At 73.1% G+C, this 13,268-nt stretch carries 10 protein-coding genes; 2 read left to right on the forward strand and 8 right to left on the reverse strand.

The window, feature by feature from the left end; translation table 11 throughout:
* Nucleotide 1 precedes the first annotated feature (1 nt).
* The gene (locus tag Q3W71_RS07820) at nt 2-1,207 is read left to right on the forward strand and encodes an amino acid deaminase/aldolase (protein WP_302918583.1); all 1,206 of its coding nucleotides are present in this window, start codon (nt 2-4) and stop codon (nt 1,205-1,207) included.
* Nucleotides 1,208-1,487: 280 nt separating this feature from the next.
* On the opposite strand, the gene Q3W71_RS07825 is transcribed toward Q3W71_RS07820, so the two are convergent.
* Nucleotides 1,488-2,063 carry a TetR family transcriptional regulator gene (locus Q3W71_RS07825; protein ID WP_302918748.1) on the reverse strand — a complete coding sequence of 192 codons (576 nt, stop codon included), beginning with the start codon at nt 2,061-2,063 and terminating at the stop codon, nt 1,488-1,490.
* A gap of 225 nt (nt 2,064-2,288) precedes the next feature.
* On the opposite strand from Q3W71_RS07825, the gene Q3W71_RS07830 reads away from it, so the two are divergent.
* Nucleotides 2,289-3,602: a D-arabinono-1,4-lactone oxidase gene (locus Q3W71_RS07830; RefSeq protein ID WP_302918584.1), complete on the forward strand. Its 1,314-nt coding sequence runs from the start codon at nt 2,289-2,291 to the stop codon at nt 3,600-3,602.
* Nucleotides 3,603-3,676: 74 nt separating this feature from the next.
* Here the strand turns inward: Q3W71_RS07830 and Q3W71_RS07835 are convergent, their stop codons facing one another.
* The 7 genes from Q3W71_RS07835 to Q3W71_RS07865 form a co-directional block, all read right to left on the reverse strand.
* Entirely contained in the window at nt 3,677-4,609 is a 933-nt protein-coding gene (locus Q3W71_RS07835; protein ID WP_302918585.1) for a DUF559 domain-containing protein, read from the reverse strand.
* 150 nt (nt 4,610-4,759) lie between these two features.
* Complete coding sequence (gene topA / locus Q3W71_RS07840) at nt 4,760-7,570, reverse strand: type I DNA topoisomerase (protein WP_302918749.1); 2,811 nt, start codon at nt 7,568-7,570, stop codon at nt 4,760-4,762.
* Nucleotides 7,571-8,105: 535 nt separating this feature from the next.
* Nucleotides 8,106-8,927: a hypothetical protein gene (locus Q3W71_RS07845; protein ID WP_302918586.1), complete on the reverse strand. Its 822-nt coding sequence runs from the start codon at nt 8,925-8,927 to the stop codon at nt 8,106-8,108.
* Complete coding sequence (locus Q3W71_RS07850; protein ID WP_302918587.1) at nt 8,918-9,460, reverse strand: hypothetical protein; 543 nt, start codon at nt 9,458-9,460, stop codon at nt 8,918-8,920. The genes Q3W71_RS07845 and Q3W71_RS07850 overlap by 10 nt, the downstream gene beginning before the upstream one ends.
* Nucleotides 9,461-9,592: 132 nt before the next feature.
* The gene (locus tag Q3W71_RS07855) at nt 9,593-11,965 is read right to left on the reverse strand and encodes a sodium-translocating pyrophosphatase (protein ID WP_302918588.1); all 2,373 of its coding nucleotides are present in this window, start codon (nt 11,963-11,965) and stop codon (nt 9,593-9,595) included.
* 320 nt (nt 11,966-12,285) lie between these two features.
* The gene (locus Q3W71_RS07860; protein WP_088997064.1) at nt 12,286-12,723 is read right to left on the reverse strand and encodes an ATP-binding protein; all 438 of its coding nucleotides are present in this window, start codon (nt 12,721-12,723) and stop codon (nt 12,286-12,288) included.
* Nucleotides 12,720-13,076: an STAS domain-containing protein gene (locus Q3W71_RS07865; RefSeq protein ID WP_109904225.1), complete on the reverse strand. Its 357-nt coding sequence runs from the start codon at nt 13,074-13,076 to the stop codon at nt 12,720-12,722. The genes Q3W71_RS07860 and Q3W71_RS07865 overlap by 4 nt, the downstream gene beginning before the upstream one ends.
* Between the last annotated feature and the right edge of the window lie 192 nt (nt 13,077-13,268).

The following is a 13,268-nucleotide window of genomic DNA, read 5'->3' on the forward strand; positions in this document are numbered from 1 at the left end:
CGTGGCCACCGAAAGCGACAAACTGCGCGAGCGCCTCGATCGGGCGACCGCCCACCTCGACCCCCCGTACGCGGTCGTCGACCTGACCGCCTTCGACGCGAACGCGACGGCGCTCGCCGACCGCGCGGCCGGCAAGCCGCTCCGGGTCGCCAGCAAGTCGGTCCGCAGCCGTGACCTGCTCAGCCGGGCGCTCGGCCGGCCGGGCTGGCGGGGCGTGATGGCGTTCACCCTGCCCGAGGCGATCTGGCTGGTCCGCCAGGGGGTGAGCGACGACGTGCTGGTCGCGTACCCGACCGCCGACCGGGGCGCGCTCGCCGAGCTGGCCGGTGACCCGGCCCTCGCCGCCGCGATCACCCTGATGGTGGACGGCACCGAGCAGCTCGACCTGGTCGACGCCGTGCGGGCCCCGGCCGGCCGCCCCGAGCTGCGGGTCTGTCTCGACCTGGACGCCTCGTGGCGGCCGGTGCGCGGGGTGCACGTCGGGGTCCGCCGCTCGCCGGTGCACAGCGCCCGGGCGGCCGGCGCGCTCGCCGCCACCGTCGCCGGCCGCGCCGGCTTCCGGCTGGTCGGCCTGATGGCGTACGAGGCGCAGATCGCCGGCCTGGGCGACGCGCCGCCCGGGCAGGCGCTGCTCGGCGCCGCGATCCGGCTGACCCAGCGCGGCTCGTACCGTGAGCTGCTGGCCCGCCGGGGGGCGGCGGTGGCCGCGGTCCGCGAACACGCCGAGCTGGAGTTCGTCAACGGCGGCGGCACCGGCAGCGTGGCGGCGACCAGCGCCGATCCCGCGGTCACCGAGGTCACCGCGGGATCCGGCCTGTACGGGCCGACGCTGTTCGACGCGTACCGGGCGTGGCAGCCCACCCCGGCGGCGTTCTTCGCCTGCGCGGTGGTCCGCCGGCCGGCGCCGGGGCTGGCCACCGTGCTCGGCGGCGGCTGGATCGCCTCCGGCCCGGCCGCGCCCAGCCGCCTGCCCCGGCCGTGGCTGCCGGCCGGGCTGAAGCTGATCGGCACCGAGGGCACCGGCGAGGTGCAGACCCCGCTGGCCGGCACCGCGGCCGCCACCCTGCGGGTGGGCGACCGGGTGTGGTTCCGGCACGCCAAGGCGGGCGAGCTCTGCGAGCACGTCAACGAGCTGCACCTGGTGGAGGGGGACGAGGTCGTGGCGACCGTGCCCACCTACCGGGGCGAGGGCCACGCCTTCCTCTGAGCCACCGGCCCCGCACGCCGCGGGGCCGGCTCGCGCCGACTCCCCGCGCACCCGGGTCGTTCCGCACCGTCACCCGGTCGCACCCCGGGCGTTCCGCTGTCGCACCTCGCCCGGCGCACCCCGGGCCGATCGTCCTGTCGCACCGTGCCCCGGTCGCACCCCGGGCCGATCGTCCTGTCGCACCGTGCCCCGGTCGCACCCCGGGCCGATCGTCCTGTCGCACCCTCGCCCGGTCGCACCCGGGTGGTCCGCCGCGCCGCACCGACGCCGGCGGCGTGGATCAGCTGGACCGCGCGGCGTCCACCGGGCTCTCGACCTGCTGGTGCAGGTACTCCCGGATGAGCGCCTTCGCCTCGGCCAGCACCCGCTCGTCGCCGTCCGGCTTGCGGCGGAACGCCAGCTTGATCAGCGCGTCGGCCACCTCCACCGCGATCTCCAGGTGGAAGCGCAGCTCGGGCACGTTGGTGAGCCCGAACCGTTCGGTGAGTACGCGGGCCAACTGGTCCGCGATCACCCCGTTGTTGTCCCGCTGCTCATCGAGCAGGTGCAGGTCGACCACGTCGCCGAAGTGCAGGGTACGGAACCCGGGAACGGTGCGGTGCATCGTGATGTACTCGTCGATGCCCGCGTCGACGCCGTCCCACCAGTGGGTCAGGTCGTCGGAGGCGAACCGCTCGTCGAGCCGCTGGAGGTAGGACTCCATCGTGCGCAGGGTCAGCGCCTGCACGATCGCCCGCTTGTCCGGAAAGAACTGGTAGACCGACCCGATCGCCACCTCGGCACGCTCGGCGAGCAAGGTCGTGGTCAGCCCCTCGTACCCCACCTCGTCGACGAGCTCGGCGCAGGCGTCCAGCATCCGCTGGACCCGCGCGACACTTCGACCCTGCACCGGTACGCGGCGCAGCGGCCCGGTCGTGGCGGCTGGTGTGGACACTCGGCGCCACCCCCCTTCGACGGATGAACATATCTGCACGTCACATCTTCGTGACTACCGGTACAACGAGCGGACCTCGGTTGCGGTATTTACCAGGTACAACGTTCCTGATATGAAGTCAGTTCATATTCATGTCGAGGAGCGCGAATGGCCGCCACCGCACCGCTCACCACCGCCTGGACCAACTGGGCCGGCAACCAGCGCAGCACCGCCACCACCATCCTGCGCCCCACCTCGGTGGCGGACGTCGCCGAGGCCGTCCGGACCGCCGCGGCGAGCGGCCAGCGGATCCGGGCGGTCGGCAGCGGCCACTCCTTCACCGCCGTCGCGGTCACCGACGGTCACCGGATGGAGTTGGACGCGCTCGACACCGGCGTCCGGGTGGACGCCGAGCGTCGGCTGGTCACCGTACCGGCCGGGATGACGCTGCGCACGCTCAACGGGCTGCTCGCCGCGCACGGGCTGGCGCTGCCCAACCTCGGCGACATCGACGCGCAGACGATCGCCGGCGCGATCTCCACCGGCACCCACGGCACCGGGTCCGGCTACGGCTGCCTCTCCACCTTCGTCGAGGCGCTCACCCTGGTCACCGGCACCGGCGAGGTGCTGCGCTGCTCGGCCGACGAGCACCCGGACGTGTTCGCCGCCGCCCGGGTCTCGCTCGGCGCGCTCGGCGTGCTGGTCGAGGTCACCCTGCGCTGCGTGGACGCCTTCGTGCTGCACGCGCACGAACGGCCGGCCCCGCTGGACGCGGTGCTCGGCGAGCTGCCCGAGCTGATCGAGGCGCACGACCACGTGGAGTTCTACTGGTTCCCGTACACCGCGCGGGTGCAGCTCAAGACGAACGACCGGGTGCCCGCCGACGACCGCCCGCTGTCCCGGCTGCGCGGCTGGCTGGACGACGACTTCCTGGCCAACACCGTCTTCGCCGGGGCCTGCCGGCTGGGCCGCGCCGTGCCGGCGCTCGCCCCGGGAATCAGCGCGGTCTCCGCCCGGGCGCTCACCGAGCGCCGCTACACCGGCCGCTCCGACCGGGTCTTCTGCACCCCGCGCCGGGTCCGCTTCGTCGAGATGGAGTACGCGGTGCCGCGCGCCGCGCTGCCCGAGGCGCTGGACGGACTGCGCCGGATCGTGGACGGGCTGCCGTTCAAGGTGCTCTTCCCGGTCGAGATCCGGTTCACCGCCGCCGACGACATCTGGCTGTCGCACGGCTACGGCCGCGACTCGGCGTACCTGGCCGTGCACCAGTACGTGGGCATGCCCTACGAGCCGTACTTCCGCGCGTTCGAGCAGGTCGCCGCCGGCCTGGGCGGACGCCCGCACTGGGGCAAGCTGCACTACCGGGACGCGGGGTCACTCGCGCCCGCCTACCCCCGCTGGGCCGACTTCCAGTCCCTCCGCACCCGCCTGGACCCCGACCGCCTCTTCACCAACCCCCACCTCACCCACATCCTCGGCTGAGCCCACCCGAGATCTTGGCGGGGAATGGCCCCTTGAGGGGCCGCTTCCTTCCAAGATCTCTGGTCAGCGGACCGTCAACCGGGCCAACCTGCGGCGCGTAGGGCGGAGCGGAGCTGATCGATGACGTCGTGTGGGCGGGCGCGGACGGCCCAGGCGGGGAACCGGAGCATTCGGTCACCCTCGGTCCAGACAGCGTTCTGCCGACGCATGTCCGCCCACGCGTGGGCCGGGTCCAGATGCTGGCCGCCGTCGATCTCGACGTGCACCCGCCACTCCTCGAAGTAGGCGTCGAGGTAACGGCGTCGGCCAGCGGAGTCCCGTCGGACCTGCTGGCGCGTCGGCTCGGGCAGCCCGGCGCGGCGGACGAGACGCAGGAAATCGAGTTCGCTCAGCGAATGGGCACCACCGGCTGCGTCGGTGGCGGTGTCGAGAATCAGCCGTCGGCGCCGGATGCGGGGCAGCCGCTCGACCACCAGATGCAGCTCGTCACCGCCGACGAGGCGCTGCTGGAACGCGGCGGCGACGATCGACCGGGCCTCGTCGTCGGTGGCCGCCCACTGGGCGGCGTCCGCGATCGAACGGGCCGGCATCGTCCGGCGCGGCTGCCCGGCGGCGTGCACGTCCTCCGACGGCAGGCGGGTCGTGCGGTGTGCCACGACACCCGGCGGTAGCGGGCCCCTCCGGCACGTCGCCGGCAGCAACACGTGAACGATCCGGTGCGGGAAGCCGCGCAGCCCGCCGGCCTGGGCAGCGGTCAGTCCACCCAGCACGGCCGACGGCCCGGCGGCGAGCACCGCCGCCCACCGGAACTGGTCGGCGTTCACGGGGCCGTTGTGCGTGACGAACACCGCCCGGTGGACCTGACGCCAGCGGCCGGTCGCCACCCGGTGCCGGATCGCCTTGCGGGACAGGTGCCGCAGCGCCTGGCTGAGGCTGATCACGTCGTCCTGCCGGAAGAGCAGCCAGGTCAACTCGTCGGCGTCATCGGCCGGCAGACGCCGATTCAACGCCCCCAGCGTCACTCTTCGCCGTGCCCCCACCCCACCGAGTCTCCGCGAAGCGACCACTCCCCGTCCGCCCCTGTGGACAACGTCGAGATCTTGGAAGGCTCTGGCCCCTCCAAGGGCCGTTTCCTTCCAAGATCCCTGAGGGAGGCGTTACTCGGTGGGGGTGGTGGCCTTCTTGGGGGCGGCCTTTTTGGGGGTGGTGGTTTTGGCGGTGGTGGTCTTCTTCGCCGTGGACTTGGTGGCGGCGGCCGTCTTCTTGGTCGCCGTGGCCTTCTTGGCGGGGGCCTTCTTCGCCGCCGCCTTCTTCCGCGGGGCCGGGCCCTTGGCGCGCTTCTCGGCGAGCATCTCGGAGGCCTCCTCGAGGCTCAGCGCCTCCGGAGTCTGGCCGCGACGCAGCGACGCGTTGGTCTCCCCGTCGGTGACGTACGGGCCGAACCGGCCGTCCTTGATCACCAGCGGCTTCTCGGTGAGCGGGTCGACGCCCATCTCCCGCAGCGGCGGCGCGGCGGCCCGACGCTGGCGGGTCTTCGGGGCGGCCAGCAGGGCCAGCGCCTCGTCCAGTGTGACGGTGAACATCTTCTCTTCGGAGTCCAGCGAGCGGAACTCCTCGCCGCGCTTGACGTACGGGCCGTAGCGGCCGTTGTTGGCGAAGACCTCGTTGCCCTCCGGGTCCACCCCGACCAGCCGGGGCAGGCTGAGCAGCTTCAGCGCCTCGTCGAAGGTGAGCGAGTCCGGCGACTGCGAGCGCAGCAGGGAGGACTTCCGCTCGCCGCTGGCCACGTACGGGCCGAACCGGCCGGACTTGAGCAGGATCGGCTCGCCGGTGGCCGGGTCGTCGCCGAGCTTGCGCTCGCCCCCGCCACCGAGGAACAGCTCGTGCACCTTCTCCGGGGTCAGCTCGTCCGGCGCCAGGCCCTCCGGGATCGGGGCCCGGTCGCCCTGGGCGCCGCCCTCCTCGCCCTCGGCGGCCGGCGCCGGCGCCTCGCCCGGCACCGCCCGCTGCAGGTACGGCCCGTAGCGGCCCACCCGGACGACGACCTCGCGGCCCTCGTCGTCGGTGAAGAGCGGGATCGAGTTGACGCTGCGCGCGTCGATCTCGCTGAGGTTCTCGGTGACCAGCTTCTTCAGCCCGCCGGAGCGGGCGATGTCCTGGTCGCCGGCGCCGTTGGCGCTGCCGAAGTAGAAAGCGGTCAGGAAGTCGACCGCCGCGTGGTCCCCGCCGGCGATCTCGTCCAGCTCGTTCTCCATGCTGGCGGTGAAGTCGTAGTCGACCAGCCGCGGGTAGTGCCGCTCCAGCAGCCCGATCACCGCGAACGCCAGGAAGGACGGGATCATCGCCTGGCCGCGCTTGAAGACGTAGCCGCGGTCCTGGATGGTCTGCATGATCGACGCGTACGTGGAGGGGCGGCCGATGCCCAGCTCTTCGAGGGCCTTGACCAGCGACGCCTCGGTGTAGCGCGACGGCGGCTGGGTGTGGTGGCCCTGCGCGGCCAGCTCCTCGGCGGTCAGCGGCTGGTCCTTGACCAGGGTGGGCAGCCGCCGCTCGGCGTCCTCGGCCTCGGCGTTCTCGTCGTCGCTGGACTCGACGTACGCCCGCAGGAAGCCCGGGTCGGTGATGGTCTTGCCGGTGGCGCCGAAGTCGGCCTCCTCCTGCGCGGAGGACACGGCACGGATGCGCACCGAGACGCTGGAGCCGACCGCGTCGGTCATCTGCGAGGCGATGGTGCGCCGCCAGATCAGCTCGTAGAGCTTGAACTCCTCGGCGGAGAGTTCCTTGGCCACCTCGCCCGGGGTGCGGAAGTTGTCCCCCGCCGGGCGGATCGCCTCGTGCGCCTCCTGCGCGTTCTTCACCTTGCCGGTGTAGCGGCGCGGCTCCGGCGGCACGCTCCGCTCGCCGTACAACTCGACGATCTGCCGGCGGGCCGCCGCGATGGCGGTCTCCGACAGGTTCACCGAGTCGGTACGCATGTAGGTGATGTAGCCGTTCTCGTAGAGCCGCTGCGCGGTGCGCATCGTCTGCTGCGACGAGAACCGCAGCTTGCGGGCCGCCTCCTGCTGGAGCGTCGAGGTGATGAACGGCGCGTACGGGCGGCGGCGGTAGGGCTTCTCCTCGACCCGGGTGACGGTGAACGGCCGCCCTTCCAGACGGGCCGCGAGACCCCGGGCACCTCCTTCGTCGAGGTGGACCACCCCGGCGCCCGGCTTCACCCGGCCCGTGGTGGGCTCGAAGTCCTTGCCGGTGGCGATCCGGTCACCGTTCAGCGCGACCAGGGTGGCGTTGAAGCTGCGCGGGCCCTCGCCGGCGTTCCCGACCGCCAGGGTGGCCAGGATGTCCCAGTACTCGGCGGTGCGGAAGGCCATCCGCTGCCGCTCCCGCTCGACCACGATCCGGGTCGCCACCGACTGCACCCGGCCCGCCGAGAGCTTCGGCATGACCTTCTTCCACAGCACCGGGGAGACCTCGTAGCCGTAGAGGCGGTCGAGGATGCGCCGGGCCTCCTGGGCGTCAACCAGGTCGCGGTCGATCTCGCGCGGGTTGGCCACCGCCGCCTGGATGGCCGGCTTGGTGATCTCGTGGAAGACCATCCGCTTGACCGGCACCTTGGGCTTGAGCGTCTCCACCAGGTGCCAGGCGATGGCCTCGCCCTCGCGGTCCTCGTCCGTCGCCAGGAAGATCTCGTCGACCTCCTTGGCCAGCTTCACCAGCTTGCTGATCTGCTGCTTGCGGTCGGCGGAGACCACGTAGAGGGCGTGGAAACCGTTGTCGACGTCCACCCCGAGCCGGGCCCACGGCTCGCCCTTGTACTTGGCCGGCACGTCGGCGGCGTTGCGCGGGAGGTCCCGGACGTGGCCGAAGCTGGCCTCCACGACGTACCCCGGGCCGAGGTAGCCCGAGATCGTCTTGGCCTTCGCCGGTGACTCGACGATGACCAGACGGGTGGTTCCAGCGTTGCTCGGCACGTTTCTCTCCGACCTCACTCCTGCTCACTGCCGCCCGCGTCCCGTTCGGGCCGGCTTCGACCCGCCGATGCCCGGCGGTCCGGATGTCCAACGTAACGCGCCGTCCGCGTTTCGGGTTTCGCGGGCGGCAAACCACCCGGCGGGGCGGTCGCCGCCGCCGAAACGCGGCCGGGGTTGCCGGACGGCGCCACCGTACACCGTGGGTAGGCCCGGAAGCGGGACACTGTGACGATGGCGGACCCTCGGCCGAGGCGCCACCCGGCCGTTTTCCATGCCAAACCACCCCCACTGTCGCCGACCGGACAGCCCACCGCCACCCGGCGCGTCCCGGCGACGCCGGCGCCGGGCGGTCCCGACGCAGGTCAGGGCGGCGCGACGCGAATCGACAGCGGTGCGGGCGGAGGCGGTGGCGGCGGAGGTCCGGGTCGCCGGACCGGGCGGCGAACCGGCCCGGGCGGTGACGCCGGCGGTCAGGGCCGCCAGGCCGCGTCACCCGGGCGGTCCGGGCCGCGGGGCCGGGCGGCGAGCCGAGCGGTCAGGGCCGGGCCGGCCAGGCGGTGACGGGCGCGGCGGGCGGCCGGTCGCCGACCAGCTCGGCCAGCCGGGCCAGCCGGCGGCGGCCGGTGATCCGGTACGCCGGCCCGTCGGCCTCCGCAACCACCGGCGCCCCGGCCAGCCCGGCCGCGGCCAGCGCCGCGCCGACCGCCGCCCGGCACTCGGCGTCGGCCGGGCCGAGCCGGAGCAGGAACCCGGCCGGCTCCGCCACCCCCGCCGCGGCCAGCCAGAGCCGCAGCCGCCGGCCGGTGAGGTGGAAACCGGCGGGCGGCCGCTTCACCGTGCCGCGCAGCCAGGCCGCCGCGAGCGGCTTCAAGGTCCGGGTGTACGAGGTCCGCACCGCGTGCCGCTCGTCCCCGGTCGCCTCCCAGCTGGCGGCGAGGCCGCGCAGCGCCAACTCGGCGACCAGGACGTGCACCCGCCAGGCGGCGTCCACCACCACCGAGAGTCGGGCGGTGCCCCCCATCACGGCCACCTCGCCGGGCCCGGCGAGCAGACCGGCGAGGTCGGCGACCGACGGGTCCGCCGCCTCCGCGCCGAAGAAGACCAGTTGCCGCCGGGCGTCGTCCCGGCCGCCCTCGGCAGGGGCCGGATCGGCCGGGTCGCCCTCGGCGGTCGCCGCGCCCCGGTCGGCCGTCGCGGTCGACCCGGCGTCGCGGGACCGACCGCCCGGCCGACGCCGGCCACCACCGGCAGCCGGCCGCCCGGGCCGACCCCGCGGCGGCGGGGCCGGCTCGGGCACCGGGAACAGCGCCGGGGGCGGTTGCCCGTCCGGCGGCTCACCGGTCCCGCTCAGCGACACTCCGGCACCTCGGCGAAGGCGCGTTTCAACTCCTCGGAGTTGAGCCGGCTGGTGTCCAGCGCGCTCGCGTCGTACTCCTTGTTCAGGGTGTCCACGGCGGCGCGGACGCCGTCGTAGAAGGGCCCGGCCTGGCCGGTGCTCAGCCCGTCGATGGTGTCCCGGGCCTTGCCGTAGGCGTCCCGCATCTTCGCCAGCGAGGTGCGGAACCCCGCCGACACCTCGGCACCGTGCTCGGCCTCCGGGATGCCGGCCTGCTCGACCTTGCGCCGGGCCGTCTCGCTGGCCTGCTCGGCGCCACCGAAGAGCCGCACCAGGTTCTCCTTGGCCTGCGCCGGCGTGGTCTGCGCGGTCATCTGCTGGTCGGTGCTGCTGGTCAGCTTGCTGATCTCGGCCCGCCACGGGGTCAGCGCCGAGCAGACCGACGCCGCCCAGGCGCGCGCGCTGGGCCCGCCGCCGCAGCCGGCGACGATGAGTACGAGCGTGGCCACGACCACCGTGAGCTTTCCGGCGGCTGCCGCCCGGCACGTACGCATGCGTTGCAGCGTACGACCTCTGTCGAGTGGTGGCACCGGTCAGGCGCGGTGCCCCGACGCCGCCCCGGCGGCCCGGACGGACCGGTCCCCGGCCGGCGGGTTGCCGACCGGGGACCGGGTGGGAGGTACGGATCAGGCGTTGACCGGCTCCGGTCGCTGATCCGGGCTGCCCGCGCCGGCGTCGGTGTCCGAGTCGGACATCGCCACGCCCTTGCGCTTGCTGAACACCACGGCCGCCACGATGATCAGCGCGGCCACCACGGCGATGGCCACCCGCAGGCCGGTGTTCCGGTCGTCGCCCACGCTCCAGGCCACCACGGCCGGGGCGATCAGCAGCGAGACCAGGTTCATCACCTTGATCAGCGGGTTGATGGCCGGGCCGGCGGTGTCCTTGAACGGGTCACCGACGGTGTCGCCGATGACCGTCGCGGCGTGCGACTCGGAGCCCTTGCCGCCGTACGCGCCGTCCTCGACCAGCTTCTTGGCGTTGTCCCAGGCGCCCCCGGAGTTGGCCAGGAAGACCGCCATCAGCGTGCCGGCCCCGATCGCGCCGGCCAGGTAGGACGCCAGGGCACCCGGGCCGAGGCCGAAGCCGACCGCGATCGGCGCCAGGATGGCGAGCAGCCCGGGAGTCATCAGCTCGCGCTGCGCGTCCCGGGTGCAGATGTCGACGACCTTGCCGTACTCCGGGCGCTGGGTGCGGTCCATGATCCCGGGCAGCTCACGGAACTGCCGGCGGACCTCCATCACCACGGCGCCGGCCGAGCGGGAGACCGCGTTGATGGCCAGGCCGGAGAAGAGGAACACCACGGCCGCGCCGATGATCAGGCCGACCAGGTTGCGCGGGTTGGCCACGTTCAGCGAGTTGAGGATCTCGCCGCCCACGTCGCCGACCCCGGCGTCCGCGTACGCGGTGCGCAGGGTGTCGGTGTACGAGCCGAACAGCGCGGTCGCGGCGAGCACCGCGGTGGCGATCGCGATGCCCTTGGTGATCGCCTTGGTGGTGTTGCCGACCGCGTCCAGCTCGGTCAGCGTCCGCGCGCCGTGCTCGTCGATGTCGCCGGACATCTCGGCCACGCCCTGCGCGTTGTCGGAGATCGGGCCGAAGGTGTCCATGGCGACGATCACGCCGACCGTGGTGAGCAGGCCGGTGCCGGCCAGCGCCACCGCGAACAGGGAGAGCGTGATCGAGCTGCCGCCGAGCAGGAAGGCGCCGAAGACGCCGGCGCCGATCAGCAGCGCCGAGTAGACCGCCGACTCCAGGCCGACGCTGATCCCGGCGAGGATGACGGTGGCCGGGCCGGTCTGCGAGCTCTTGCCGATGTCCTGCACCGGGCGCCGGTTGGTCTCGGTGAAGTAGCCGGTCAGCGCCTGGATCGCGGCGGCCAGCACGATGCCGATCACCACCGCGCCGATGGCCACCAGCCGCGGGTTCCCGTCGATCGGGCTGCCGTCGGAGTTGGTGAGGCCGCCCTCGAGACCGTCGAAGGTCGCCGGCAGGTACGCGAACGCGGCGATCGCCACCAGCACCGCCGAGATCACCGCGGAGAGGTAGAACGCCCGGTTGATCGCGGTCAGGCCGTTGCGGTCGGAGGTGCGCAGCCGGGTGATGAAGACCCCGATGATCGCCACGAGCACGCCGATGGTGGAGATGATCAGCGGGAACACCAGGCCCTCGTTGCCGAACGCGGCCCGGCCGAGGATCAGCGCGGCGACCAGGGTGACCGCGTACGACTCGAACAGGTCGGCGGCCATGCCGGCGCAGTCACCGACGTTGTCGCCGACGTTGTCGGCGATGGTGGCGGCGTTGCGCGGGTCGTCCTCGGGGATGCCCTGCTCGACCTTGCCGACCAGGTCGGCGCCGACGTCGGCGGCCTTGGTGAAGATGCCACCGCCGACCCGCATGAACATGGCCAGCAGCGCGGCGCCGAAGCCGAAGCCCTCCAGCACGGTCGGCGCGTCGCCCCGGAAGATCAGCACGACCAGCGCGGCGCCGAAGAGGCCGAGGCCGACGGTGAGGAAGCCGACCACGCCACCGGTGCGGAAGGCGATCTTCATGGCCGCCTCCCGGCCGCCCTGTCGCTCCCGCGCGGCGGCGGCGACCCGCAGGTTGGCCCGGGTGGCCAGCCACATGCCGGCGCCGCCGATGAACGCGCTGAACAGCGCGCCGACCACGAAGAAGAGCGAGCGGCCGATCTTCACAGCGGTCTCGCTGCCGTCGGTGTCGTGCACCGGCAGCAGGAAGAGCAGCACCACGGCGATGACCACGAAGATGGCCAGGGTGCGGAACTGCCGGAGCAGGTAGGCCGAGGCGCCCTCCTGGACCGCCCCGGAGATCTCCTGCATGTTGGTGGTGCCCTTACCGGCCGCCAGCACCGCCTTCGTCAGCGCGGCGGCGAAGGCGAGCGCCACCAGCGCGATCACCGCGGCGATGACGACGTAGGTGATATTGGCTCCGGTGAGGGAGATCCCGCCGCTTTCGGCGGCGGCCAAGGTATCGGACATCTGTGTCCTCCTGTACCGACACTCGCGCCGGCCGGTGGAGACGCACCGACCGGCGCCTGGATGCGGATTCGCAAGCGCGCGCCAACCCACCCCGGCGGACCAGCGATGAACACCCGTTCCCGCTGGCTGCGGGATGGATCACTTGCTGACAACCCGCGTACTGTAGCCCTCTGTCGTGTCGGAGGTCACACCGAGGGGGCACCCTCTCTCGATGATCTTCGTCGCTGTGTTATGAACCGAAATCTGATATAGGAGCGGGTCCATGCCAGACAGGCCGCGCCCCGAGCTGGGGACGCGGCCTGAAACGGCGGGTGAGCAGGTCAGCGGCCGACGGGCCAGACCATCCGGACCTCGGTGCCGATGCCCTCGTCGACCGGGCGTACCTGGAGGTCCTCGACGAAACCGGCGAGCAGCGCGAAGCCGACGCCGGTGGTGAGCGCCTCGTCGGTGAGCGACTCGTCGGCCAGCTCGTCCGGCGGCAGCGCGGCCAGCCCGATGCCGGCCTCGATCGGGGCGCGGTCGATCACCCGGACGGCGTACTGCCCGGCGTCGGACATCTCCACCAGCACCGGGTCGGCCAGCCCGTACTGGCGGTGCAGGGCGACCGCCCGGGTGCACGCCTCGCCGATCGCCAGGCGCACCTCGTCGAGCAGGTCCTCGCGTACCCCCGCCCGCCGGGCGACCGCCACGCCGACCAGGCGGGCGGTGCGGACGTGCACCGGAGCCGGCGAGAACGAGAGCCGGACCGTGGCCATCACGCGCCGGCGCCGGTCGGTCCCGCGGCCACCGCGGCGTCGACCGTGGGGTGCAGCGGGAAGACCTGGTCGAGCGCGGTGATCCGGAAGATCTTGAGCAGCGGTTCCTTGTCGCAGACCAGGGCGAACGAGCCGCCGGCCGAGCGCAGCCGCTTGAGCGCGCCGACCAGCACGCCCAGGCCGGTGGAGTCGAGGAAGTCGACCCGGCCGAGGTCGACCACGACGTGGCGGGCCCCGCCGTCGATCAGTTCCAGGAGCCGCTCGCGCAGCCGGGGGGCGGTGTAGACGTCCACCTCACCGCCGACCTCGAGCACCGTGTGTTCCCCCACGGTGCGGGTCGCCAGCGACAGCTCCATCGGTCCTCCTCGCAAGAGCCGTAAACTCTCCTGGGCATCTAACCACTACCGCCGGTGCCGCCCGACGGCTCACCGGCGAAGCCTCCCCCTTACCCAGCGCCCCGGCTTTCATTTCCGAACACCAGTGCGAGAGTGCAGGTCGTGACCACCGACAGCTTCAGCTCGGCCCGTCTGACGCCGCGCGACGACCTG

The sequence above is a fragment of the Micromonospora sp. C28SCA-DRY-2 genome (assembly GCF_030519475.1).
Taxonomy (GTDB): Bacteria; Actinomycetota; Actinomycetes; order Mycobacteriales; family Micromonosporaceae; genus Micromonospora.